At 68.9% G+C, this 24512-nt stretch carries 28 protein-coding genes; 22 read left to right on the top strand and 6 right to left on the bottom strand.

Translation table 11 applies throughout. The annotated features are described in order from the left end of the window. The first annotated feature begins 93 nt into the window (after positions 1–93). A complete protein-coding gene (locus tag A5787_RS23510; RefSeq protein ID WP_066971522.1) occupies positions 94–510 on the top strand; it encodes a VOC family protein in 417 nt (138 codons plus the stop codon). A gap of 71 nt (positions 511–581) precedes the next feature. Here A5787_RS23510 and A5787_RS27495 read toward each other — a convergent pair whose 3' ends face one another. Continuing rightward, the gene (locus A5787_RS27495; RefSeq protein WP_066971520.1) at positions 582–701 is read right to left on the bottom strand and encodes an epoxide hydrolase; all 120 of its coding nucleotides are present in this window, start codon (positions 699–701) and stop codon (positions 582–584) included. Between the two features lie 68 nt (positions 702–769). On the opposite strand from A5787_RS27495, the gene ftsH reads away from it, so the two are divergent. The 18 genes from ftsH to A5787_RS23415 all read left to right on the top strand — a co-directional run bounded on the left by ftsH (position 770) and on the right by A5787_RS23415 (position 17554). After that, positions 770–3172, top strand: coding sequence for an ATP-dependent zinc metalloprotease FtsH (gene ftsH / locus A5787_RS23500; RefSeq protein ID WP_066971517.1), 2403 nt, complete (start codon positions 770–772; stop codon positions 3170–3172). A 14-nt stretch (positions 3173–3186) separates the two neighbouring features. Beyond that, on the top strand, positions 3187–3819 hold the full coding sequence (gene folE, locus A5787_RS23495) for a GTP cyclohydrolase I FolE (protein WP_066971516.1): 633 nt from the start codon (positions 3187–3189) through the stop codon (positions 3817–3819). Then, positions 3816–4640, top strand: coding sequence for a dihydropteroate synthase (gene folP, locus A5787_RS23490; RefSeq protein WP_156764094.1), 825 nt, complete (start codon positions 3816–3818; stop codon positions 4638–4640). The genes folE and folP overlap by 4 nt, the downstream gene beginning before the upstream one ends. Continuing rightward, entirely contained in the window at positions 4633–5034 is a 402-nt protein-coding gene (gene folB, locus A5787_RS23485; protein WP_066971513.1) for a dihydroneopterin aldolase, read from the top strand. Before folP ends, folB begins: the two co-directional genes overlap by 8 nt. Further along, complete coding sequence (gene folK / locus A5787_RS23480; RefSeq protein WP_066971511.1) at positions 5031–5558, top strand: 2-amino-4-hydroxy-6-hydroxymethyldihydropteridine diphosphokinase; 528 nt, start codon at positions 5031–5033, stop codon at positions 5556–5558. The genes folB and folK overlap by 4 nt, the downstream gene beginning before the upstream one ends. Next, a complete protein-coding gene (locus tag A5787_RS23475) occupies positions 5558–6034 on the top strand; it encodes a DUF3180 domain-containing protein (protein WP_066971509.1) in 477 nt (158 codons plus the stop codon). Before folK ends, A5787_RS23475 begins: the two co-directional genes overlap by 1 nt. 64 nt (positions 6035–6098) lie before the next feature. After that, complete coding sequence (locus A5787_RS23470; RefSeq protein WP_066971507.1) at positions 6099–7418, top strand: DUF6779 domain-containing protein; 1320 nt, start codon at positions 6099–6101, stop codon at positions 7416–7418. A 124-nt stretch (positions 7419–7542) separates the two neighbouring features. After that, on the top strand, positions 7543–8454 hold the full coding sequence (locus A5787_RS23465; protein ID WP_066971505.1) for a Rossmann-like and DUF2520 domain-containing protein: 912 nt from the start codon (positions 7543–7545) through the stop codon (positions 8452–8454). Next, the gene (panC, locus tag A5787_RS23460) at positions 8451–9377 is read left to right on the top strand and encodes a pantoate--beta-alanine ligase (protein WP_066971503.1); all 927 of its coding nucleotides are present in this window, start codon (positions 8451–8453) and stop codon (positions 9375–9377) included. The genes A5787_RS23465 and panC overlap by 4 nt, the downstream gene beginning before the upstream one ends. Continuing rightward, positions 9377–9796 (top strand): aspartate 1-decarboxylase, encoded by a 420-nt coding sequence (gene panD, locus A5787_RS23455; protein ID WP_066971501.1) that lies wholly within the window; start codon positions 9377–9379, stop codon positions 9794–9796. Before panC ends, panD begins: the two co-directional genes overlap by 1 nt. Positions 9797–9798: 2 nt before the next feature. Beyond that, a complete protein-coding gene (locus A5787_RS23450) occupies positions 9799–10623 on the top strand; it encodes a type III pantothenate kinase (RefSeq protein ID WP_066971499.1) in 825 nt (274 codons plus the stop codon). Positions 10624–10676: 53 nt separating this feature from the next. Next, on the top strand, positions 10677–12176 hold the full coding sequence (gene lysS / locus A5787_RS23445; protein WP_066971497.1) for a lysine--tRNA ligase: 1500 nt from the start codon (positions 10677–10679) through the stop codon (positions 12174–12176). A gap of 113 nt (positions 12177–12289) precedes the next feature. Then, complete coding sequence (lsr2, locus tag A5787_RS23440) at positions 12290–12628, top strand: histone-like nucleoid-structuring protein Lsr2 (RefSeq protein WP_036363110.1); 339 nt, start codon at positions 12290–12292, stop codon at positions 12626–12628. Positions 12629–12895: 267 nt separating this feature from the next. Next, complete coding sequence (gene clpC1 / locus A5787_RS23435; protein ID WP_066971495.1) at positions 12896–15430, top strand: ATP-dependent protease ATP-binding subunit ClpC; 2535 nt, start codon at positions 12896–12898, stop codon at positions 15428–15430. Positions 15431–15500: 70 nt separating this feature from the next. Next, positions 15501–15881, top strand: a complete 381-nt coding sequence (locus tag A5787_RS23430; RefSeq protein WP_066971493.1) for a YbjQ family protein — start codon at positions 15501–15503, stop codon at positions 15879–15881. Positions 15882–16018: 137 nt separating this feature from the next. Further along, positions 16019–16234, top strand: a complete 216-nt coding sequence (locus tag A5787_RS23425) for a CbtB-domain containing protein (protein WP_066971491.1) — start codon at positions 16019–16021, stop codon at positions 16232–16234. A 4-nt stretch (positions 16235–16238) separates the two neighbouring features. Beyond that, a complete protein-coding gene (locus A5787_RS23420; protein WP_066971490.1) occupies positions 16239–17006 on the top strand; it encodes a CbtA family protein in 768 nt (255 codons plus the stop codon). Further along, positions 17003–17554: a histidine phosphatase family protein gene (locus A5787_RS23415; protein WP_066971488.1), complete on the top strand. Its 552-nt coding sequence runs from the start codon at positions 17003–17005 to the stop codon at positions 17552–17554. Before A5787_RS23420 ends, A5787_RS23415 begins: the two co-directional genes overlap by 4 nt. Before the next feature lie 89 nt (positions 17555–17643). Here A5787_RS23415 and A5787_RS23410 read toward each other — a convergent pair whose 3' ends face one another. From A5787_RS23410 to mhuD, 3 genes are read right to left on the bottom strand one after another with little or no spacing between them, the layout of a single operon-like run. Next, positions 17644–18399 (bottom strand): hypothetical protein, encoded by a 756-nt coding sequence (locus tag A5787_RS23410; protein ID WP_066971486.1) that lies wholly within the window; start codon positions 18397–18399, stop codon positions 17644–17646. A gap of 3 nt (positions 18400–18402) precedes the next feature. Next, positions 18403–19749, bottom strand: a complete 1347-nt coding sequence (locus A5787_RS23405) for a serine hydrolase (protein ID WP_369829156.1) — start codon at positions 19747–19749, stop codon at positions 18403–18405. After that, the gene (gene mhuD / locus A5787_RS23400) at positions 19742–20062 is read right to left on the bottom strand and encodes a mycobilin-forming heme oxygenase MhuD (RefSeq protein ID WP_066971482.1); all 321 of its coding nucleotides are present in this window, start codon (positions 20060–20062) and stop codon (positions 19742–19744) included. Before mhuD ends, A5787_RS23405 begins: the two co-directional genes overlap by 8 nt. A gap of 63 nt (positions 20063–20125) precedes the next feature. On the opposite strand from mhuD, the gene A5787_RS23395 reads away from it, so the two are divergent. Next, positions 20126–20893, top strand: a complete 768-nt coding sequence (locus A5787_RS23395; RefSeq protein ID WP_066971480.1) for an alpha/beta fold hydrolase — start codon at positions 20126–20128, stop codon at positions 20891–20893. On the opposite strand, the gene A5787_RS23390 is transcribed toward A5787_RS23395, so the two are convergent. Both A5787_RS23390 and A5787_RS23385 read right to left on the bottom strand, forming a co-directional pair. Then, positions 20877–22574 (bottom strand): GMC oxidoreductase, encoded by a 1698-nt coding sequence (locus A5787_RS23390; RefSeq protein ID WP_156764093.1) that lies wholly within the window; start codon positions 22572–22574, stop codon positions 20877–20879. The genes A5787_RS23395 and A5787_RS23390 overlap by 17 nt on opposite strands. Continuing rightward, positions 22567–23355 carry a gluconate 2-dehydrogenase subunit 3 family protein gene (locus A5787_RS23385; protein ID WP_066971475.1) on the bottom strand — a complete coding sequence of 263 codons (789 nt, stop codon included), beginning with the start codon at positions 23353–23355 and terminating at the stop codon, positions 22567–22569. Before A5787_RS23385 ends, A5787_RS23390 begins: the two co-directional genes overlap by 8 nt. A gap of 183 nt (positions 23356–23538) precedes the next feature. Between A5787_RS23385 and A5787_RS23380 the strand changes: the two genes are divergently transcribed. Further along, positions 23539–23874, top strand: coding sequence for a lsr2/espR transcriptional regulator (locus A5787_RS23380; protein ID WP_066971473.1), 336 nt, complete (start codon positions 23539–23541; stop codon positions 23872–23874). Between the two features lie 5 nt (positions 23875–23879). Continuing rightward, positions 23880–24359 (top strand): NADH-quinone oxidoreductase subunit B family protein, encoded by a 480-nt coding sequence (locus A5787_RS23375; protein ID WP_066971471.1) that lies wholly within the window; start codon positions 23880–23882, stop codon positions 24357–24359. The last annotated feature ends 153 nt before the right edge of the window (positions 24360–24512 follow it).

The raw sequence follows: 24512 nt of genomic DNA, 5'->3' as shown, positions 1-24512 counted from the left end.
CCGGATTGGAAACCGCCTTTCTGCCTTGCCGAGTCCGTCGGCCTGGTAGACATCGCGACTGAGGCACCGGCGGTAGCTGAAGGGGTGGTTTCTATGAAGCGGCTGGACCACATCGTCTTGTGGACCAAGGATCCGCGAGCGTCGATGGATTTCTACTCGAGGGTGGTCGGCCTCGCGCCGGTGCGGTTCGCCGAGTTCGAGGCCGGGGAGGCGCCGTTCCCGAGCGTGCGCGTGTGCGAAGACTCCCTCATCGATCTCCTGCCGACGACGAACATCTCGGGCACCGAGTCGTTCACGAAGGTCGCGGGCAGCGCCGGCCACCCGGTGAACCACGTTTGCCTGGCCATGTCGAAGTCCGACTACGACGCGTTGGATCGGCGTCTGCGGGAAGAGGGCGCGGATACCAGCGCGCGACTGTACAACAGCTATGGGGCACGCGGGATCGCGCCGCAGGGCTACTACTTCGCCGACCCCGACGGCAATGTGGTCGAAGCTCGCTATTACGAGTAAGAGGCCCCGAGCGTCGAGCCCGACGATGTGTGGTTTGCCACGTCGGGAACCGCATCGGGAACCGCCAGTCGTTATCTGACCAAGATGGTGCCGACCCGCTGCGCCCCGGCTCTGCCGGGGCTGGCGATCGACACGGTGCCGATGGTGCCGACCCGCTGCGCCCCGGCTCTGCCGGGGCTGGCGATCGACACTAGCGGTAGCCTGGACTTTTCCAGCTTCGTGTTTCGCGGAAGGACCTGGCCGACGAGGCCGATGATTGATGAACCGGAAAAACGTGATTCGCACGCTCACGGCGATCGCCGTTGTGGTGCTGCTGGGTTGGTCGTTTTTTTACTTTAGCGACGACACCCGCGGTTACAAGCCCGTCGACACCTCGGTGGCGATGGCCCAGATCAACGGCGACAACGTCAAGAGCGCGCAGATCGACGATCGCGAGCAGCAGGTGCGGCTGACCCTGAAAAAGGGCAACAAGGACACCGACAATTCCGACAAGGTCATCACCAAATACCCCAGCGGATATGCGGTCGACCTGTTCAACTCGCTCAACGCCAAGAACGCCAAGGTCAGCACCGTCGTGAACGAGGGCAGCATCCTGGGCGAGCTGCTGGTCTACGTGCTGCCGCTGCTGTTGCTGGTGGGTCTGTTCGTCATGTTCTCCCGGATGCAGGGCGGCGCCCGGATGGGCTTCGGGTTCGGCAAGTCGCGCGCGAAGTTGTTGAACAAGGACATGCCCAAGACCACGTTCGCTGACGTCGCGGGTGTCGACGAGGCGGTCGAGGAGCTCTACGAGATCAAGGACTTCCTGCAGAACCCCAGCAGGTACCAGGCGCTGGGCGCCAAGATCCCCAAGGGCGTGCTGCTCTACGGGCCCCCCGGAACGGGCAAGACGCTGCTGGCCCGCGCCGTGGCGGGCGAGGCCGGGGTGCCGTTCTTCACGATCTCCGGTTCCGACTTCGTCGAAATGTTCGTCGGTGTGGGTGCCTCGCGGGTGCGCGACTTGTTCGAGCAGGCCAAGCAGAACAGCCCGTGCATCATCTTCGTCGACGAGATCGACGCCGTCGGGCGCCAGCGCGGCGCCGGCCTGGGCGGCGGGCACGACGAACGCGAGCAGACGCTGAACCAGTTGCTGGTCGAGATGGACGGTTTCGGCGATCGCACCGGCGTCATCCTGATCGCGGCCACCAACCGCCCCGACATCCTGGACCCCGCACTGCTGCGGCCCGGCCGGTTCGACCGGCAGATCCCGGTGACCAACCCGGACATGGCGGGCCGTCGCGCCGTTCTGCGGGTGCACTCCAAGGGCAAGCCGATCGGTCCCGACGCCGACCTGGACGGGCTGGCCAAGCGGACCGTCGGCATGACCGGCGCCGACCTGGCCAACGTCATCAACGAGGCGGCGCTGCTGACCGCCCGCGAGAACGGCACCGTCATCACCGGCGCCGCGCTGGAGGAGGCGGTCGACCGGGTGATCGGCGGGCCGCGCCGCAAGGGCCGCATCATCAGCGAGCAGGAAAAGAAGATCACGGCCTACCACGAGGGCGGGCACACGCTGGCGGCGTGGGCGATGCCCGACATCGAGCCGATCTACAAGGTGACGATCCTGGCCCGGGGGCGCACCGGCGGCCACGCGGTGGCGGTGCCGGAGGAGGACAAGGGCCTGCGGACGCGCTCGGAGATGATCGCTCAGCTGGTGTTCGCGATGGGCGGGCGAGCCGCCGAAGAGCTGGTGTTCCGTGAGCCGACGACCGGCGCGGTGTCCGACATCGAGCAGGCCACCAAGATCGCCCGCGCGATGGTCACCGAGTTCGGCATGAGCTCGAAGCTCGGCGCCGTCAAATACGGCTCCGAGCACGGCGACCCGTTCTTGGGCCGGACCATGGGAACCCAGGCGGACTACTCCCACGAGGTCGCCCGCGACATCGATGACGAGGTCCGCAAGCTGATCGAGGCGGCGCACACCGAGGCATGGGAGATCCTCACCGAATACCGCGACGTCCTCGACACCCTGGCCGGCGAGCTGCTGGAAAAGGAAACCCTGCACCGCGCCGAGCTGCAGGGCATCTTCTCCGGGGTCGAAAAACGGCCCAGGCTCACCATGTTCGACGATTTCGGCGGCCGGATCCCGTCGGACAAGCCGCCGATCAAGACGCCCGGCGAGCTTGCTATGGAGCGGGGCGAGCCGTGGCCACCGCCGGTGCAGGAGCCCGCCTTCAAGGCGGCCATCGCCCGGGCCAGCGAGGCCGCGCAGGCCGAGGCCGCCCGAAACGCCAACGGCGGCAATGGCTCTCACGGCGATCAAGGTGCCGGTAACCGCCAGCCCGTTCCGCACGGTGCGACGCAGCCCGACTACGGCGCGCCGGCGGGCTGGCATGCGCCGGGTTGGCCGCCGCAGCACCAGCAGCAGCCGAATCATTGGCATCCGCCCGCCGCCAGCCCCACACCGCCCCCGCCGCAACCGTATTGGCCGCAGCCCGCGCCCGGTTACCCCGCGCCGGGTTACCCGGGCCAGCAGGGCCCCCAGGGCCAGGGTCACCCGACCCACCAGTATTACCCGCCGTATCCCCCCTATCCGCCTCCCGCTCAACCGAATCCGGATGCCGGCAAGGCTCCCGACAACCAGGGCGATGACGTGAGCCGGTCCAACCCGCCGGCCCACGGCTGAGGAACGGAGGATCGATGGCTCTCCCAGATTTGGGGCCGGATTTGGGGCCGGACACCCACCACACGACTCCACGCATACGGGCGTTCGATCAGCAGCGCGCCGAGGCCGCGGTCCGCGAGTTGCTCTGCGCGATCGGGGAAGACCCGGATCGAAACGGCCTGCAGGACACTCCGGCCCGCGTCGCGCGCGCCTACCGCGAGATGTTCGCCGGGCTCTACACCGATCCCGACAGCGTCTTGAACACCATGTTCGACGAGGACCACGACGAGATGGTGATCGTCAAGGAAATCCCGATGTACTCCACCTGCGAGCATCACCTGGTGTCGTTCCACGGGGTGGCGCATGTCGGGTACATACCCGGCAAGGACGGCAGGGTGACCGGCCTGTCGAAGATCGCCCGGCTGGTGGACCTCTACGCCAAGCGGCCCCAGGTGCAGGAGCGGCTGACCAGCCAGATCGCCGACGCCCTGGTGAGCAAACTGGATCCGCGCGGTGTGATGGTCGTCATCGAGGCCGAACACCTGTGCATGGCGATGCGCGGTGTCCGCAAGCCGGGCGCCATCACCACGACCTCGGCGGTGCGTGGCATGTTCAAGACCAGTCCCGCCTCTCGAGCCGAAGCGCTCGACCTGATCCTGCGCAAGTGAGTTGGGCGCCCGTGCAGGTGATGGGAGTTCTGAACGTCACTGACGACTCCTTCTCCGACGGTGGGCGCTACCTCGATACCGACGACGCCGTCGCCCACGGTCTGGCGATGGCCGCCGCGGGCGCCGGGATCGTCGACGTCGGCGGGGAGTCGACCCGGCCCGGCGCCGTCCGCGTCGACCCGCGCGTCGAGACTTCCCGGGTAGTGCCCGTCGTCAAAGAGCTTGCCGCACAGGGCATTACCGTGAGCATCGACACCATGCATGCCGACGTGGCGCGGGCGGCCCTGCAGAGCGGCGCGCGAATCGTCAACGACGTGTCGGGTGGGCGGGCCGATCCCGCGATGGCGCCGCTACTGGCCGAGTCCGGCGTGCCGTGGGTGTTGATGCATTGGCGATCGGTGTCGGCTGAGCGTCCGCATCAGGCGCCGCATTACCGCGACGTGGTGGCCGAAGTGCGCGCCGAGCTGCTGGCCAGCGTCGACGACGCGGTGGCCGCCGGCGTGGATCCCGGCCAGCTGGTGATCGACCCCGGGCTGGGATTCGCCAAGACCGGACAAGACAATTGGGCGCTGCTGCACGCGCTGCCGCAGCTGGTCGCCACCGGGGTGCCGGTGCTGCTGGGCGCCTCGCGTAAACGGTTCCTGGGTACGTTGTTGGCCGGACCCGACGGCTCGCCGCGACCGCCCGACGGGCGCGAGACGGCGACCGCGGTGATTTCCGCGCTGGCCGCCCTGTACGGCGCCTGGGGTGTGCGCGTGCACGATGTGCGCGCGTCCGTCGATGCCCTCAAGGTGGTCGAGGCCTGGACGCAGAATGGCTGATCGAATCGAGTTGCGCGGCTTGACGGCCCGTGGCCGACACGGAGTGTTCGAGCACGAGCGCGCCAGCGGGCAGGACTTCGTCGTCGATATCACCGTGTGGATCGACCTGGCCGACGCCGCCGCCAGCGACGACCTGGCCGACACCTTCGACTACGGCGCGCTCGCCCAACTGGCGGCCGACGTCGTCGGGGGGCCGCCGCGCCAGCTGATCGAGGCGGTCGGCGGCGAAATCGCCGACCGGGTGATGGGCGACCAACGCGTGCACGCCGTCGAGGTGGTGGTGCACAAGCCGCAGGCGCCCATCCCGCACCAGTTCGCCGACGTGGCCGTCGTGGTTCGGCGGTCGCGGCGTGGGGGCCGCGGCTCGGTGATCCCGGCGGGCGGGGCGGTATGACCCGCGTCGTGCTGTCCATCGGGTCCAACCTGGGCGACCGGTTGGCGCGGCTGCAGTCGGTGGTGGACGGGCTGGGCGAGGCGGTAGTGGCGGTTTCCCCGGTGTACGAGACGGACCCCTGGGGCCGGGTGGAGCAGGCGCCGTTCCTCAACGCGGCGCTCATCGCCGAGGACCCGGCGTGCGACGGGCAGGCCTGGCTGCGCCGGGCGCAGGAGTTCGAGAAGGCCGCGGGCCGGGTGCGCGGCGAGCGCTGGGGCCCGCGCACCCTCGACGTCGACCTGATCGCGTGCTACGGCGACACGGAGGTGGTCGTCCGCGAACCCAACCTGACGCTGCCGCACCAACTGGCCCACCTGCGGGCCTTCGTGATGGTGCCGTGGCTGGCCATCGAGCCCGACGCCGAGCTGACGGTCGCCGAAGGGCCGCGTCCGGTCGCGCAGCTGCTGGCCCAGCTCGAGCCCGCCGACCGGGCGGCGGTGCGGCTCTCGGGACTGACGCTGGAGTTGAAGGGGTCCCATACCTGATGGGCCCCACCCGGAAGCGTGAACTGACGGCCGCCGTGGTCGGCGCCGGGCTGCTGGGTTATCTGCTGGTCCTGCTGCTGTACCGGTGGTTCCCGCCGATCACCGCGCTGACCGGTCTGTCACTGCTGGCGGTTGCTGCGGCCGAGGCGCTGTGGGCGCGCTATGTGCGGAACAAGATCAGCAACGGCGAAATCGGTGACGGGCCCGGTTGGCTGCACCCGCTTGCGGTGGCGCGCAGCGTGATGATCGCGAAGGCGTCGGCATGGGTGGGTGCGCTGGTGCTGGGGTGGTGGGTCGGGGTGTTGGTGTTTTTACTGCCGCGGCGGCCATGGCTGCGGGCGGCCGCCGAGGACACCGCCGGCACGGTGGTGGCGGCCGCCAGCGCGTTGGCTTTGGTGGTCGCCGCCCTGTGGCTACAGCATTGCTGCAAGTCTCCGCCGGAGCCCCCCGAGCACGGCGAGGGTGCCGAAGGTTGACCGCGGTGAGAATCGCCGGTGCCGCGCGACACGCGGAGTGACCTCGCGCAGGTACTCTCAGGCCATGACCGTTCTGTCCCGCGGCGCCCGGGTGCGGCGCGGCGGCCGCAGGCCGGGGTGGGTGCTCTTGACCGCGTTGCTGGTCCTCGCGATGGGGGCCAGTTCCGCACTGGTTTTCACCAATCGGGTGGAACTCCTCAAGCTCGCTGTAATCCTGGCGCTGTGGGCCGCAGTCGCCGGCGCCTTCGTATCGGTGCTGTACCGCCGGCAAAGCGACGCGGACCAGTCCCGGGTGCGCGACCTCAAGCTCGTCTACGACCTGCAGCTGGATCGGGAAATCTCGGCCCGGCGCGAGTACGAGCTGACCGTGGAGTCCCAGCTGCGTCGCGAGCTGGCCTCCGAGCTGCGCGCGCAGGCCGAAGACGACCTGGCCGCGCTGCGCGCCGAGCTGAGCGCGCTGCGAACCAGCCTGGAGATCTTGTTCGACACCGACCTGCAGCACCACCCGGCGCTGGAGACGGTCGAAACCGAGGCGCCGCGCACCCGCGCCTACAGCGACTGGGACCGCAACGGCGAGAGCAACCCGGATTGGGTGGCCAGCGACCGGGTGACATCGGTCACCCGGGACAACCCGCCCGGTCACGGCGACGGCCGCGCCGACGAGGCCGCGATCATCGACGTGCCCGAGGAGCCGCTGCTGCCGCCCCGCCAGCCGCCGTCGTCCCCGGGCGAGCGCGTGCGCGCCCAGTACGAGGTCCCGCCCGAGGCCCGGTACGTGGTTTCCCAGGAGCCCCCGTACATGACGGCGCCGCCGGAGCCCGAGCCGCGATTCGATCCCCGGCAACAGCCTCCACCACCGCCGCCGCAACCGCAGCCGCAGATGCAGGACTGGCAGCCGGCCGGCGCCCAGGGGCTGTGGCTGCCTCCCGGGGCACCGGGCGGCAACTGGGCGGGCGCCGAGTCGGCCGGCGGACCGGGTGGTGAGCCGACGGGCGGGCGTCGCGCGCGGCACTACGGCGCCGGGGAAACGCTGGACGGCTCGCCTTTCGAACACGCGCAGCAGCCGCCGCCGCCGTACGGCGAATCTGGTGGCCGGGCGCGGGCGCGCCATTCGGCCGACTACCGCGACTTCGGCGCGCCGGCCGCCGCGCCGCCGCCTCCCCATCCGATGCCGCCGCCTCCCGCCGCGCCGCCGCCACCCCAGATGGCTCCGCCGCCGTCGGTGGAGCCGGTCCCGCGCCATCGCGGCGCGGATCCGCTGGAGCCGGGGCCGGAGGGCTCGGCGGATGGGCCGCCGAGCGGCGGCCAGTCGGTGGCCGAACTGCTGGCGAGGCTGCAGGCCGAGCCGTCCGGCGGCGGTCGGCGCCGTCGACGTGACGGCTGAGCTGGGAGCTTCCTCACACCGGCTTTCATTGGGCTCGGCATGATGAATCGATTAAAGTCTTAGTGACCGTCCGGTACCCGAGCAGTGGACCGGAACGAAAAAGAAAGCTGTGAGGTCGTCTGCGATGGGGCAGTTCGACGGACTGCGCCCGGCCAGGCTCAAGGTGGGAATCATCTCCGCCGGCCGGGTGGGCTCCGCGCTCGGTGTCGCGCTGGAGCGCGCCGACCACGTCGTTGTGGCGTGCAGCGGCGTCTCGAGGGTGTCGCGCCAGCGGGCGCAGCGCCGGTTGCCCGAGACGCCGGTGGTAGCGCCGCCGGACGTGGCCGCCAACGCCGAACTGCTGCTGCTGGCCGTCCCGGACAGCGAGTTCGCCGGCCTGGTGTCGGGCCTGGCGGCGACGTCGGCCGTGCGGCCGGGCACCATCGTGGTGCACACGTCCGGCGCCAACGGCGTCGGCATCTTGGCACCGCTGGCCCACGACGGCTGCATCCCGCTGGCGATTCACCCGGCGATGACGTTCACCGGTTCCGACGAGGACATCAGCCGGCTGCCCGACACCTGCTTCGCGATCACCGCGGCGGACGACGTCGGGTACGCGATCGGGCAGTCGCTGGTCCTCGAGATGGGCGGGGAGCCGTTCTGCGTCCGCGAGGACGCCCGCGTCCTGTACCACGCCGCGCTGGCGCACGCCGGCAACCACATCGTGACGGTGATCGCCGACGCGCTCGAGGCGCTGCGGGCCGCGCTGCGCGGCAGCGAACTGCTCGGCCAACAGACCGTCGACGATCAGCCGGGGGGCCTCGCCGAACGCATTGTCGGGCCGCTGGCCCGGGCGGCGCTGGAGAACACCCTGCAGCGCGGGCAGGCCGCGCTCACCGGCCCGGTCGCCCGTGGCGACGCGGCTGCGGTCGCCGAGCATCTCGCCGCGCTCGCAGAGGTCGAGCCGGAGCTGGCCCAGGCCTACCGGGTCAACGCCCTGCGGACCGCCCAGCGCGCGCACGCCCCCGAGGACGTCGTGGCGGTGCTGGCGCGATGACCGCACACAAGCCCGCCTTCAAACCGGGTGCGCTCAACGTGTACTCGGCGCCGCGTGACGTCACAGACGTCAGCCGCGCACTGCGCCACACCGGCCGCCGGGTGACGCTGGTACCCACGATGGGCGCGCTGCACGAGGGGCACCTGGCGCTGGTGCGTGCCGCCAAGCGCGTGCCCGGTGCCGTGGTGGTGGTCTCGATCTTCGTCAACCCCCTGCAGTTCGGGGCCGGCGAAGACCTCGACGCCTACCCCCGCACCCTCGACGACGACCTGGCGCTGCTGCGCGGCGAAGGCGTCGAGATCGTCTTCGCGCCGACCGCTGCGGCGATGTATCCCGACGGGCTGCGCACCACCGTGCAGCCCGGCCCGCTGGCCGCCGAGCTCGAGGGCGGCCCGCGGCCGACCCATTTCGCCGGCGTGCTCACGGTGGTGTGCAAACTGCTGCAGATCGTGCGTCCTGACCGGGTTTACTTCGGCGAGAAGGATTATCAGCAGCTGGTGATGATCCGCCAGATGGTCGCCGACCTGAACTTCGACGTGGCCGTCGTCGGCGTCCCGACGGTGCGCGAACACGACGGGCTGGCGATGTCCTCGCGCAACCGCTACCTGGACGCGACGCAGCGCGAATTGGCCGTGGCGCTTTCGGCGGCGCTGACGGCCGGAGCGCACGCCGCGACCTCCGGCGCCCGGGCCGCGCTGGACGCGGCGCGCGCGGTGCTCGAAGCGACGCCCGGCCTCGTGGTCGATTACCTCGAGCTGCGCGACGCCGACCTTGCGCCGTTGCGGGATAACGGATCCGGCCGGTTGCTGGTCGCGGCCAGGCTCGGCAGCACCAGGCTGCTCGACAATGTCTCAATCCAGATCGGAAACCTCGCCGGCACCGCTGGGCCGGACGAACTCGCCCAATCACATTGGAGGAATTGATGTTACGGACGATGCTGAAGTCGAAGATCCATCGCGCCACCGTCACGCAGGCCGACCTGCACTACGTCGGCTCGGTGACCATCGACGCCGACTTGATGGAAGCCGCCGACCTGCTCGAGGGCGAACAGGTCACCATCGTCGACATCGACAACGGTGCCCGCCTGGTCACCTACGCGATCACCGGCGAACGCGGCACCGGGGTGATCGGAATCAACGGCGCCGCAGCGCATCTGGTGCACCCGGGTGACCTGGTGATCCTGATCGCCTACGGGACGATGGAGGAGGCGGAGGCGCGCGCCTACCGCCCGCGGATCGTCTTCGTCGACGCCGACAACAAGCCGATCGACCTCGGGCACGACCCGGCCTTCGTGCCGGCCGACGCGGCGGAGCTGTTGGACCCGCGGATCGGCGCGCGGTAGCCGTGCTGCTGGCCATCGACGTCCGCAACACCCATACCGTCGTCGGACTGATATCCGGATCCAAGGAGCACGCAAAAGTCGTGCAGCACTGGCGGATCCGCACCGAATCAGAGGCCACCGCGGATGAACTGGCGCTGACGATCGACGGCCTGATCGGCGACGATTCCGAGCGCCTCACCGGCGCCGCCGCGCTGTCGACCGTTCCGTCGGTGCTGCACGAGGTGCGGGTGATGCTCGATCAGTACTGGCCGTCGGTGCCGCACGTGCTCATCGAGCCGGGTGTGCGTACCGGGATTCCCCTGCTGGTCGACAATCCGAAAGAAGTGGGCGCCGACCGCATCGTCAACTGCCTGGCGGCGTTTCACAAGTTCGGCACGGCGGCCATCGTCATCGATTTCGGGTCCTCGATCTGCGTGGACGTCGTGTCGGCCAAGGGCGAGTTTCTCGGCGGCGCCATCGCCCCCGGCGTGCAGGTGTCCTCCGATGCCGCCGCGGCCCGCTCCGCCGCGCTGCGTCGCGTCGAATTGACCCGGCCCCGTTCGGTGGTCGGCAAGAACACCGTCGAATGCATGCAGGCCGGCGCGGTGTTCGGGTTCGCCGGGCTGGTCGACGGCTTGGTCCAGCGCGTCCGCGAGGACGTGGACGGCTTCGCCGACGCCCTGGGCGATCAGGTCGCGGTCGTGGCGACCGGCCATACCGCGCCCCTGCTGCTGCCCGAGCTGCACACCGTCAGCCACTACGACCAACACCTGACGCTGCACGGACTGCAGCTGGTCTTCGAACGCAACCGGGACGCCCAGCGCGGTCGGCTCAAGACCGCCCGCTGACGGTCGTCGCCGTCGGCGCAGGCTCGATGCCCCGTCAATTAAGCTGGCACGTCGTGAGCGAAGCCGACCCCGACCTTCCCGAGCAGTTCCGGATCCGCCGGGACAAGCGCGCTCGCCTGCTGGAGGAGGGGTGCGACCCTTACCCGGTCGCCATCGAGCGCACCCACACCCTGGCCGAGGTGCGCGCCGCCCACCCCGACCTGCCGACCGACACCGCCACCGACGACATCGTCGGCGTCGCGGGCCGCGTCATCTTCGCGCGCAATTCCGGGAAATTGTGCTTTGCGACACTCCAGGACGGCGATGGCACCACCCTGCAGGTGATGATCAGCCTCGACAAGGTGGGGCAGCAGGCGCTCGACGCGTGGAAGACCGACGTCGACCTGGGTGACATCGTCTACGTGCACGGCAACGTGATCAGCTCGCGGCGCGGCGAGTTGTCCGTGCTGGCGGATTCCTGGCGGATGGCGGCCAAGTCGCTGCGCCCGCTGCCCGTCGCGCACAAGGAGATGAACGAAGAGTCGCGGGTGCGGCAGCGCTACGTCGACCTCATCGTCCGCCCTCAGGCCCGGTCGGTGGCCCGGCAGAGAATCGCCGTCATCCGCGCGATACGCAACGCGATGGAACGGCGCGGGTTTCTCGAAGTCGAAACGCCTATGTTGCAGACGCTGGCCGGTGGCGCCGCGGCCCGGCCGTTCATCACCCATTCCAATGCGCTCGACATCGATCTCTACCTGCGGATCGCGCCGGAACTGTTCCTCAAGCGCTGCATCGTCGGCGGATTCGACAGGGTCTTCGAGCTAAATCGCGTGTTCCGAAACGAAGGGGCCGATTCGACGCATTCTCCAGAATTTTCGATGTTGGAGACCTACCAGACCTACGGAACCTATGACGATTCAGCGATCGTCACACGCGAGCTTATTCAAGAGGTGGCCGACGAGGCCATCGGAACTCGACAACTCCCGTTGCCAGACGGCAGCGTCTACGACATAGACGGAGAATGGGCGTCGATACAAATGTATCCGTCGCTGTCGGCGGCGCTCGGTGAGGAGATCACGCCCGAGACGACGGTCGACAGGCTGTGGGCCATCGCAAATCGGCTCGGGGTGGAGATCCCCGAGAACCGCGGCTACGGGCACGGCAAGCTCGTCGAGGAACTGTGGGAGCACGCCGTGGGCAACGCGCTCACCGCTCCCACCTTCGTCAAGGATTTCCCTGTCGAGACAACACCTTTGACGCGCCAGCACCGCAGCATTCCCGGTGTCACCGAGAAGTGGGACCTGTACCTGCGCGGGGTCGAGCTGGCCACCGGGTATTCCGAACTCAACGACCCGGTCGTGCAGCGCGAGAGGTTCGCTGCGCAGGCCCGCGCCGCGGCGGCCGGCGACGACGAGGCCATGGTGCTCGACGAAGACTTTCTCGCCGCGCTCGAGTACGGGATGCCGCCGTGCACCGGAACCGGAATGGGTATCGATCGGTTGCTGATGACTTTGACCGGCCTGTCAATTAGAGAGACAGTTTTGTTCCCGATTGTTCGACCGCACTCCGGTTGAGTTACCCGTTGCGTCCGGATTGAGTATCCTGCGTTCTTATGGCAGATTGGTGTCTTGGGGAGTGAATCCGAACTGCTCAGCAACTGCTCAGGACGAAACGCGAGGGTAAGCTAATGGCGAAAAAAGTGACCGTCACCTTGGTCGATGATTTCGACGGTGCGGGCGCGGCCGACGAAACGGTTGAATTCGGGCTTGACGGGGTGACCTACGAGATTGATCTTTCGTCCAAGAATGCCGCGAAACTGCGCAACGATTTGAAGCAATGGGTAGCGGCGGGACGCCGTGTCGGCGGTCGTCGGCGCGGGCGTTCCGGCTCGGGACGTGGACGTGGGGCCATCGACCGCGAGCAGAGCGCCGCGATCCGCGAGTGGGCCCGCCGCAACGGGCACAACGTGTCGACGCGCGGTCGCATCCCCGCCGACGTCATCGACGCGTTCCACGCGGCCACCTAAGCGGACCGCTTACCGGCGCCCGGGCCCCGCAGGCCTGGGCGCCGGTTGTTTTCAATTTCGCTGGCGGCGGAATGATCGCCGGCCCTCACGGGAAACGCTTTGGCGATTTTCCTCGTTTACCTGTTACGGCTCTGCGCTAACGGGGGTATGCGGCCTGATCGCCAGCCACCGCAACGTTAGGAACCCCGGCGGGCCGACCATTACAGTGGATGGCAGGTACGCGATGCCCCAGCTGTACCGATGGTGAGGGAGAGCAGGTAACCACCGATGTTCGAAAGATTTACCGACCGTGCCCGCAGGGTCGTCGTCCTGGCGCAAGAAGAGGCCCGGATGCTCAACCACAACTACATCGGCACCGAGCACATTTTGTTGGGCCTGATTCACGAGGGCGAGGGCGTCGCGGCGAAGTCGTTGGAGTCGCTGGGCATCTCGTTGGAGGGCGTCCGCAGCCAGGTCGAGGAGATCATCGGCCAGGGGCAGCAGGCGCCGTCGGGACACATCCCGTTCACCCCGCGCGCCAAGAAGGTTCTCGAGCTGAGCCTGCGCGAGGCGCTGCAATTGGGCCACAACTACATCGGCACCGAGCACATCTTGCTGGGCCTGATCCGCGAGGGTGAGGGCGTGGCCGCCCAGGTGCTGGTGAAGCTGGGCGCGGAGCTGACCCGGGTGCGCCAGCAGGTCATCCAGCTGCTGAGCGGCTACCAGGGCAAGGAGGCCGCGGAGGCCGGCACGGGTGGCCGCGGCGGCGAGTCCGGCAGCCCGTCCACGTCGCTGGTGCTCGATCAGTTCGGGCGCAACCTGACGGCCGCCGCGATGGAAGGCAAGCTGGACCCGGTCATTGGCCGCGAGAAGGAAATCGAGCGGGTGATGCAGGTGTTGAGCCGGCGCACCAAGAACAACCCGGTGCTGATCGGCGAGCCCGGCGTCGGCAAGACCGCCGTCGTCGAGGGCCTGGCGCAGGCCATCGTGCACGGCCAGGTTCCGGAGACGCTGAAGGACAAGCAGCTCTACACGCTCGACCTGGGTTCGCTGGTCGCGGGCAGCCGCTACCGCGGTGACTTCGAGGAACGCCTCAAGAAGGTGCTCAAGGAGATCAACACCCGCGGCGACATCATCCTGTTCATCGACGAGCTGCACACGCTGGTCGGTGCCGGTGCCGCCGAGGGCGCGATCGACGCCGCGTCGATCCTGAAGCCCAAGCTGGCCCGCGGTGAGCTGCAGACGATCGGTGCCACCACGCTCGACGAGTACCGCAAGTACATCGAGAAGGACGCCGCCCTGGAGCGCCGCTTCCAGCCCGTGCAGGTGGGGGAGCCGACGGTGGAGCACACCATCGAGATCCTCAAGGGCCTGCGCGACCGGTACGAAGCCCACCACCGGGTGTCGATCAGCGACGCCGCGATCGTGGCGGCCGCCACCCTGGCCGATCGCTACATCAACGACCGGTTCCTGCCGGACAAGGCGATCGACCTGATCGACGAGGCCGGCGCCCGGATGCGGATCCGCCGGATGACCGCACCGCCAGACCTGCGGGAGTTCGACGAGAAGATCGCCGAGGCCCGCCGCGAGAAGGAATCGGCGATCGACGCCCAGGACTTCGAGAAGGCGGCCAGCCTGCGCGACCGGGAGAAGCAGCTGGTGGCCCAGCGGGCGGAGCGCGAAAAGCAGTGGCGCTCAGGCGATATGGACGTGGTCGCCGAGGTCGACGACGAGCAGATCGCCGAGGTGCTGGGCAACTGGACCGGCATTCCGGTGTTCAAGCTCACCGAGGCCGAGACCACCCGACTGCTGCGGATGGAAGACGAGCTGCACAAGCGGATCATCGGCCAGGAGGACGCCGTCAAGGCCGTCTCCAAGGCGATCCGCCGCACCCGCGCCGGGCTGAAGGACCCCAAGCGCCCGTCGGGCTCGTTCATCTTCGCCGGCCCGTCGGGTGTCGGTAAGACCGAGCTGTCCAAGGCGCTGGCCAACTTCCTGTTCGGCGACGACGACGCGCTCATCCAGATCGACATGGGCGAGTTCCACGACCGGTTCACCGCGTCGCGGCTGTTCGGCGCCCCGCCGGGATACGTCGGCTACGAGGAGGGCGGCCAGCTCACCGAGAAGGTGCGGCGCAAGCCGTTCTCGGTGGTGCTGTTCGACGAGATCGAGAAGGCACACCAGGAGATCTACAACAGCCTGTTGCAGGTCCTCGAGGATGGCCGGCTCACCGACGGCCAGGGCCGCACGGTGGACTTCAAGAACACCGTGCTGATCTTCACCTCCAACCTGGGCACGTCCGACATCTCCAAGCCGGTCGGCCTGGGCTTCACCCAGGGTGGCGGTGAGAACGACTACGAGCGGATGAAGCAGAAGGTCAACGACGAGCTCAAGAAGCACTTCCGCCCGGAGTTCCTCAACCGCATCGACGAGGTCATCGTCTTCCACCAGCTGACTCGTGACGAGATCATCAAGATGGTCGACCTGATGATCACCCGGGTCGCCGGCCAGCTCAAGAGCAAGGACATGGCGATGGAGCTGACCGACAAGGCGAAGTCATTGCTGGCCAAGCGTGGCTTCGACCCGGTGCTGGGTGCCCGCCCGCTGCGGCGCACCATCCAGCGCGAGATCGAGGACCAGCTGTCCGAGAAGATCCTCTTCGAGGAGGTCGGTCCGGGTCAGATCGTCACGGTCGACGTGGACAACTGGGACGGCGAGGGAGCCGGCGAGGACGCGGTGTTCACATTCACCGGGACCCGCAAGCCGCCGGCCGAGCCGGACCTGGCCAAGGCTGGGGCGCACAGCGCACCGGAAACGCAGTAGCGATCGCAGCAAACGGGCGGTTAATCTCTGACGGGATTAACCGCCCGTTTCGCATGTAAGGGGCCCGCCTGTGCTGATCGTGACGACCAACGACCTTCCGGGCTGGGAAATCCAGCGCGTCTGCGGCGAAGTGTTCGGGTTGACCGTCCGCTCGCGAAACGCCTTCTCCCAGATGGGCGCGGGCTTCAAGGCGATGTTCGGCGGCGAGCTGGCCGGCATGACCAAGAATCTCGCCGAGAGCCGCAACGAGGCGATGGGACGCCTGATCGCCGAGGCGCGCAATCGCGGTGGCAACGCGATCGTCGCGATGCGGTTCGACACCACCGAGATCGGCGACGTGTGGACCGAGATCTGCGCCTATGGCACCGCGGTCCAAGCGGTCCCGGTCACCGACGCCGCCAAGTACACCGCGGGCGAGCTCGGCTACGGCTCCGCGGCGCCGCAGCATTGACCCCCCGTCTACACTGACCAGCGACGGCAACCCGGAATTCTGGTGAAACTCCAGAACGGTCGCGCCACTGTCACAGTCAGACCCGGAGCCCGTCACCCATCCCCAAGCGGGACGCGACATCCCGGAAGGAGCAGACAATGCCCAATCTCCCGACGACCCGTACCCGGATCCGGTCGGTCGACCTGGCGGCGGCGAGCGCCGCGGTGTGGTTGGCGGCGACCGCCTTCCTGGCGCTGCTGGCGCTGTACTTCGTCGGCGTCGACCAGGGGGCTGTGTCGTTGTTCGGCGGCGATTCGCACGTGCACGAGTTCGTGCACGATGCCCGGCATCTGCTCGGCTTCCCCTGCCACTGATCGCGTGGAGAAGCGTCTGATCGGACGCGGCCTGCTGGCCGGTGCAATCGGCGCGGTGCTGGCGTTCGCCTTCGCCCGCCTGTGCGCCGAACCGGTCATCGGCCGCGCGATCGCTTTCGAGGACGGACGCGCCGACGCGCTGGACGCCCATGGCGTGCACGAGCACGGCGCCGAGTTGTTCAGTCGCGGAGTGCAGTCCAATGCGGGACTGGGGTTCGGCGTCCTGATCTTCGGCGTCGCGATGGGCGCGCTGTTCGGCGTCGTGTTCTGCGTGGTTGTCCCGCGCGCGGGAGACGTTGCACCACGCCGGCTTTCGCTGCTGTTGGCGACGGCCGCCTTCGTTGCGGTGTACCTGCTGCCGTTCGTGAAATATCCGCCGAACCCGCCCGCGGTGGGCCAGTCGGACACGATCGGGGCGCGCACCGGCTGGTATCTGGTGGCGGTGCTGGCGTCGGTGGCGCTGGCCATCGCCGCGGTGTGGTCGGCGCGGGGGCTGACCGCCCGGTTCGGCGCATGGAACGGGCGACTGCTCGCGGCGGGCGCCTATGTCGCGACGGTCGCGGTGGTGCTGGCGCTGCTGCCGAGCACCGACGAGACTCCGCAACCGGTGCGCGACGCCTCCGGTGCGATCGTCTATCCGGGTTTTCCCGCCGACGTCCTGTACGAATTCAGGCTGCTTGCTCTGGCTACTCAGCTGGTGTTGTGGGCGACGATAGGCCTGGTGTTCGCGACCCTTGTGCGGCGGCCGCTGGAGGAACGAGTGCCCGCGTGAGCGAGGTCGTCCGGCTGACCCTCGTCTCGCACGCTATGACCGACGCCATGGCGGCCGGACGGTTTCCCGTCGACGAGCCCCTCAACGAGATCGGGCGCCGGCAGGTCAAAAAGGCTGGGCGCCTTGATGTTCAGAAAGACGCGCGTCCGCTCGCGGGACCCGAGCAGCGGGTGCGGGAGACCGCACAACTGCTGGGCCTGCACGCCGCAACCGAACCGCGGCTGGCCGACCTGCAGTGCGGGGAATGGTGCGGGCAGACGTTGCGGGCCGTCGGACCCGCGGACCTGGAGACGTGGCTGACCGATCCTGTCCGGGCCCCGCACGGCGGTGAGTCGATCCTCGACCTGATCCAACGGGTCGCGGGCTGGCTGGAGTCCCTCACCGGCAACACCGCGCCCGTGGTGGCGGTGACGCATCCGGCGGTGATCCGCGCCGCCATCCTGCACAGCCTCGACGCGCCCCCGAAGTCGTTCTGGGGCATCGACATTGCCCCGGTGAGCCGCACCGTGCTGCACTTCCGGAACGGCCGCTGGACGCTGCGTTTGTAACGGGACTTCGCGGCTCTCCAGACCATGCGGCTTGCCCCGAAGTTGATAGCGCATACGCTATCGAATTCGTAAGTCACCTATACCCAGAGTCAATCGGAGCCAGGCGCCGGTCCGAATTCCGCGTTCGGTGGTTCGCGCAGCCAGGCGGTAGAGACCGCGGACCAGTGCGCAACGCTGGCATAGGTTCCCGCCTCACTATGCGCGTAACCGGACCCATCGGTCGTGACGAACGGGGTGGCCGAGATCTTGGGATGGGCCAGCAGCAATCCCGCAGGCGACAGATGCACCGCATCCCAGGTCTCTGCGATCGCCGGCCAGTCCGGGAACTTACAGCCACCGGCCGTCGCTGGATGCGAGTCGATCAGGTCGGCCCAGTCGGCGGCCGAAGCTATCCGCGCGACGCGAGCGTGCGCTGCGTCGAAATGCACCTCCCAGCGCGGGCGTTCGCGCTTCAGGTTCTCACCGCACAAGGTCCAGGTGTCTTCGCCGTCGGTGATGGGGGTGGAGGTCCAGAACGCGCCGTTTGGCAACGCGCTCAACGGAGCCCGATTGCGGATGCTCGGCGCGCGCAACTCGCTGAGGGTCCCCTGATGGATTTGCGGCGATCCGAACGCGGGCAGCGTCGACAGGGCCGCCAGCCCCGCCTCGTCGTACGCGCGCAGCTCCTTGTCGCTCACGTCGAGGTGCGCGGCCTCAAGGCACCGATCGGAGTAGAGATAGCCGCCGACCGCCCGGGCCGCGGCTCTGACGAGCCGTTCTGGGATCACCAGGCCGCCGAATGACCGCATGTCCTCGATGAACAGGCGCCCGGGAAAGGTGTCCAGCAGCGATTCGCGACCGCTCACCAGCTATTGGGGCGCGATCAGCGCGAAGGCCTGCCGGGCCACCTGCAACATCCAGCCGGTCACCCTGGGCCCGTGATCGCGGGGCCAGTTCAGCTGGAAGCTGACCACCCAGGCCTGCTGGGTCTTGTCGACGGCGTACCAGCTGAACGTCAGATCGCCCGGCAGTCCACCGGCTTTCGCGCCGATATAGGGCCAGACGTTGCGGTCCAGCTGGATGCCGGCCACCGCGGACAGGATCTGTCTGACGGGTGCGGCCGGGCCGACCGCGTCGGCCTGCAGCGCCGCGTGCACCCGGCAGATGTCCTCGGCGCTGCCGTACCACTCGGCGCCGTAGGCCGAGGCCGGGGCGTGGGCATGGGTCGGATCGGGTTGGTAGGGAGTCGAATCCGCCTGCTGCAGCAGCTGGGCGCGGACTTGCTTGGATCCTTGTTTCCATTGGTCGCGCAGGTCAGGTTTGCCCCATCCGACGGAGAACAACTCGTACATTGTGGGGAACGGCGTCATGCTGGCCGGGTCGTGATGGCCGGCCGTGACGAGTGCCTCCTCGATGGCGTGCGTGCCCATCCGGCCGATCAGGAGGTCGGTGGCCATGTTGTCACTCGTGGCGATCATCTTCTCGGCGGCCGTGCGCACCGAAACATGATCTCCGGGAAGCAGTTCCAGGCCCGACGAGCCGACCGCGCGGCTCTTGTCTGTGACGGTGAGCTGATCGTCCCACGACACCGTTCCGCTCCGGACCGCGCCGGCCAGCGCGTGCAGCACGTAGAGCTTGAAAATCGATGCCAGCGGCAGGGATTCGCCCGTGTTGGTGCCCGCCACCGGGTCGCAGCGACCGTTGTCGACCTTGGCGACCTGGTAGGAGTAGCGGGCGCCGGTCTTGCTCAGCACCGCGTCGATGTCGTGCCAGGAGTTGACCTTCGGCGCCTGCGTGTCGACGTCGAACCGGTCCACCCGACCCTCGTCGTCGGTGTGTATCCGAATGTCCTGGCGCGCGCCGTACGAGGTGACCAGGTGCAGGGTGGCGACGCTGGCGCTGATGTCGACGCTGGCGAGGGTGAACGGGCGATCCCACCACAGCCCCTCCATGGTGGTCTCGACCGACTCGACCTCGCCGGGCGCGGCGAGGGTGCCGACGCCGACCGGGCCGATGGGCCAGTCCGAGTTCAGCATGTCCAGGGTCTGCTGGGCCCGGATGCCGGGGGGCGTCCGGGTGTCGATCTGCCGCCCGGGGTTGGCAGCGTTGGCGTGCGGGGCGGGGGAGGGCGCGCAACCGGGCGCGAGCGTCACGACCAGAGCCGCGGCGGCGCCCAACGCCGCGACGCGGCGCCGGGTCGAGTGACCGCTAGCCACCCTGCTTGGTGCCGGCAACGTCCATCACGACCTCGAATTCCAGCAGCGACGCCCCAGTCGCCACGGGGTTGGCCCGCTCGCCGGCGTGGGCCTCGATCGCGGGTCCCTGCGCCCACGTCTGGAAGGCATCTTCGGACTCCCAGTGCGTCACCACGAAGTAGCGGTTTTCGCCCTTGATGGGCCGCAGCAGCTGGAAGCCGAGGAAGCCGGGTTGCCGATCGACCGCATGCGCGCGGTGGGCGAACCGCTTCTCCAGTTCGGGGCCGGCGTCCGCGGGCACCTCGATTGCGTTGATCTTCACCACGTGCGGCATTCCGCTAGGCTACCGCGCGGCTCCAGCTGTCCAACCCCCGGGCGCGCCACGCAAGATGGTGCTATGCCCAGCGATCTGTTGACCTGCCACGGCGGCCGTGGCGAGCCGTTGGTGCTGGTGCATGGCCTGATGGGCCGCGGCACCACGTGGTCGCGGCAGCTGCCGTGGCTGGCCCGGCTGGGCACCGTCTACACCTACGATGCCCCGTGGCACCGGGGCCGCGACGTCGACGATCCACACCCGATCAGCACCGAACGCTTCGTGGCCGACCTGGCCGACGCGGTGGGCGCCCTGGGGGCACCGGCCAGGCTGGTGGGGCATTCGATGGGCGCGCTGCACTCGTGGTGCCTGGCGGCCGAACGTCCGGACCTGGTCTCGGTGCTGGTGGTCGAGGACATGGCGCCGGACTTCCGGGGCCGCACCACCGGGCCGTGGGAGCCGTGGCTGCACGCCCTTCCAGTCGAATTCGATTCCGCCGAGCAGGTTTTCGACGAATTCGGGCCCGTCGCCGGCCGGTATTTCCTGGACGCCTTCGACCGCACGGAAGGCGGGTGGCGGCTGCACGGGCACACCTCCCGGTGGATCGAGATCGCCGCCGAATGGGGCACCCGCGACTACTGGGCGCAGTGGAAGGCCGTGCGGGCCCCGGCGCTGCTCCTCGAGGCCGGCAGCTCCGTCACCCCGCCGGGCCAGATGCGGGCGATGACCGAAACGGATTCCCCGACAACCTATTTGCGCGTCCCGCAGGCCGGTCACCTGATCCACGACGACGCGCCGCAGGAGTACCGCAAGGCCGTGGAGTCCTTCCTGGTGGCTACCGCCGGCCGGTGAGCCCGAACGCGGTGCGCAGCGCCACCGCCATGAGTGTGTTGGTCGGGTTCTGGCAGCCCGACGTGACGAACACGCTGCCGTCGGCGACGTAAACGTTGTCCATCTGGTGCATTCGCCCGTTGGGGTCGACGACGCTCGTCGCCGGGGACACGCCCATCTGCATGCCGCCCATCACATGCTTGGTGTTGGGCGGTGTGCCGCCGCTTAGTTTCCGCTCCAGACCGTCCGGGATGGCGGCGAACAGCTGCGCGCCGGCGGCCGCCATCATCGCGGTGATGGGCACCAGGAAAAACGTTTGCGCGACCGCCTCGTGCCTGCCGGGCGCCCAGGTCACGCGGGCCACCGGCTGGCCGTTGAGGTCGGTGACCGTCGGGTCGAGGGTGACGTTGTTGGTCAGGTAGGGCAGATCGGTGCCGATGAAGTTGACGCCGGCGAGCCGGTCGCGCAGCAGCGAGGCGCGCATCAGGTCCTTGAACGGGCTGCCGAACAGCTGCACCCCAGGCAGGAATCCCAGGATCTCCTGGTAGAACTTGCCCTCGGTGATCGGGTCCTGGCTGCCGCCCAGCTCGCACAGGCCGCCGCGGATGTAGGGCAGCCCGGCGAGTTTCGCCGCGAGGCGGGCCCCGGGAAAGTTCGGGTCACAGAAATCCTCCATGCACTGCGTGATCGAGCGGCCGCGGTAGGCGTGGACCCGTTGGTCGAGGTAGATGCCGAACCCGTCGACAAAGTTGTGGAACATCAGCCGGGTGCCGATGCGTCCGCTGGCGTCGGGCAGGCCGGAGAGCAACACCAGGCGCGCCGTCTCGATCGCCGAGGCGGCCAGCACCACCAGGTCGGCGCTCTCCCCGCCGGGATTGCCCTGCGGGTCGAGATAGGAGACGCCGGTGGCGCGCCGGCCGGTGAAGTTGACCTTCGTGACGGTGGTTTCGGGGTGCAACTGCGCCCGTCCGGTCCGCAGCGCCAGGCGCAGCGGCGCCAGCGCGCCCACCCGGGCCGAGATCGGGCAGCCGTAATTACTGCAGAACCCGCAGTTGTTGCACGCCGGGCGGCCGTCGTACTCGACCGAATTGATCGCGGTCGGAAATGGATACGGGTGCAGCCCAATGCGCTTGGCCCCCTTGGCGATGAGCGTGGAGGAGCGCTGCTGCGGTCCCGGCGGCATCGGGAAATTCCGGGTGCGCGGCGCGTGCTTGAAGGACAGCGCGGGTATCGCCCGGACATCGCCCTGCGTCCCGAGCAGCGTTTCGATCGCGTCGTAGTAGGGGGCGATCTCGGTGTATTCGAACGGCCAATCCTGAACGTCCGCGCCGGGCTGCGGGCCCAGCATCGACAGCCCCTTGAAGTCGATGTCCCAGAACCGTGGGACCTTCGCGTCCCAGTGCGTGGTGCCGCCGCCGACGGTCACCGGGAGCTCGTTGACCGGGCCGACGTAGCTGGCCGCCTGGCTGGCGTTGGCGCGGAACGTGCGCGGGTAGGCCAGGGGGTCCGGCTGCTCGAAGTAGCGGTACAACGACTTGAGTTCGTCGTTCGAGAACGTCGTCCCGAGCGGGCCGGTGCCGTCGAGGTTTGTGTAGTAGTTCGACCCCTTCTCGAATATCACGACGTCCCAACCATTTTGGGCGAGCTCCATCGCCACCGTCGACCCGCCGGCGCCGGAGCCAACGATGATCGCCTTAGGCACTCACGCCGCCCCTTCCGCCCAGTTTGGAGATCACCTGTTCCCAGCCGTGGCGCAGCCGGTTGATGATGTCGGTGACGATCACCACGTCCCACTGGATCGCTTCGACCTGGGTGGGGGTGTATCCGCGCGGCTGGGAGTCCCCGGGGTACTTGATGTCCTTCCAACCGACCAGGTTCGCGTTGCCGCCGTATTCGGGGACGCTGTACATCGCTTCGATGGTGTGGCCGAACAGGATGTTGGCGAAGGCCGCCGCCGGCCCGTGGGCCAGGATGAGGTCCTGCCGGACCGGCTGCGCCGCGGTGAAGTCGCCGCCGGCCTGCTGGTCGAGCAGCGCGATGCCGCTGGTGTACTGGTTGCGAAGTTGCGTCAGCCGCTGTTGCCACCCGTAGGCCTGGGCGCGGTTGAGCGGGACGAAGGTGGCCATGTAGTCCTGGGAGCCGCCGGCGCGGTCGCTCCATGGGCCGCCGGCGTGCACATCGGCGGGCGCGACGTCGAACACCGACAGCATCCGGTCCAGGTAGTTCACCACGTTCGCCTCGTGCGCCCCGGGGCTGCCGAGCTCGACCGGGCAGTCGTCCGGCCCGGGGATCAGCCGGCGGGTGGCGGCATCGAGCACCGCGGCCTGGTGCGGCGACAGGAATCGGTAGCCCGTGTCGGCGGTCGCGGCGGACAGGGGCCCCCGCATGGCGGCGGCCAGCGGCAGCAGGCTCAGGCCGCCCAGCACCGCGCGCCGGGACACCGGCGGCAAGCGGGATCCGTCGGCGGCCTCCTCGCTGGGCACATCGGCAGGGTAAGACGCAGATTCGAATCTGCGGTGGAACGCTCGCCCGGGCGGCGTGTCGGGTTGCGCCGGCGCCGGATTCTGCGATACCGGGCGGGCCCTCGCCGCGCGCGACGCGGCATAATCTGATAAATTCTTCAATTGTTCATACGTAGAATCCAACGAATCTTCAGGAGAGCTGGCGTGTCCGAGCCGCTGTACAAGGTCAAGGCCGAGTTCTTCAAGACGTTGGGCCATCCGGCGCGGATCAGGGTCCTCGAGCTGCTCGTTACCGGGGACAAGTCGGTCGCCGAGCTGTTGCCCGAGGTCGGGCTGGAATCGTCGAACCTGTCCCAGCAGCTGGGGGTCTTGCGCCGAGCGGGTGTGGTCGACGCGCACCGGGACGGCAACACGATGATCTACTCGATCGCCTCCCCGGACATCGCCGAACTGCTGCTGGTGGCGCGCAAGGTCCTCACCGGTGTGCTCAGCGACCGGGTGGCGCTGTTGGAGGACCTGCGCGCCGGGAGTGCGCAGTAACGCTCATGGGCTGGATTCGTAAGGCCTTCGGCGTCGGCCGGATCACCGAACCCGCGGGACCAGTGCCGCCACAGGCCATGAAATCTGTTGCGGGAGTGCGCGGTTCGCTGCAGATCCGGCATGTCGACGCGGGATCCTGCAATGGATGCGAAGTCGAGATCTCGGGCGCGTTCGGGCCGGTCTACGACGCGGAGCGGTACGGCGCGCGGCTGGTGGCGTCCCCCCGGCACGCGGACGCGCTGCTGGTCACCGGCGTCGTGACGCACAACATGGCCGGTCCGCTGCGCGCCACGCTCGACGCCACGCCCCGGCCGCGGCGGGTAATCGCCTGCGGGGACTGCGCCATCGACCGGGGCGTCTTCGCGGATGCGTATGGCGTGGTCGGCGCAGTCGGTGAGGTGGTGCCGGTCGACCTGGAAATCCCGGGCTGCCCGCCTTCGCCGGACCAGATCGTCGAGGCTCTCCGGTCGGTGACCGGCAAGTGACCACCGAACTGTTGGCCCGTCCGGCCCCTGCCCCAAAACTCCTGGCCCGCCACGAACGCGGGCCCGCGTCGGCGGGCCAGGAGGGTTGGGGGGGGGGCGGGCCGGGGCGCCGGTTCGGGGGGCGCTGGCCGGTGGCGGGCCGGAGAGCCGGGG

Source organism: Mycobacterium sp. 852002-50816_SCH5313054-b (assembly GCF_001667185.1).
GTDB lineage: Bacteria > Actinomycetota > Actinomycetes > Mycobacteriales > Mycobacteriaceae > Mycobacterium.
This window is presented reverse-complemented; position numbering and strand designations above follow the sequence as displayed.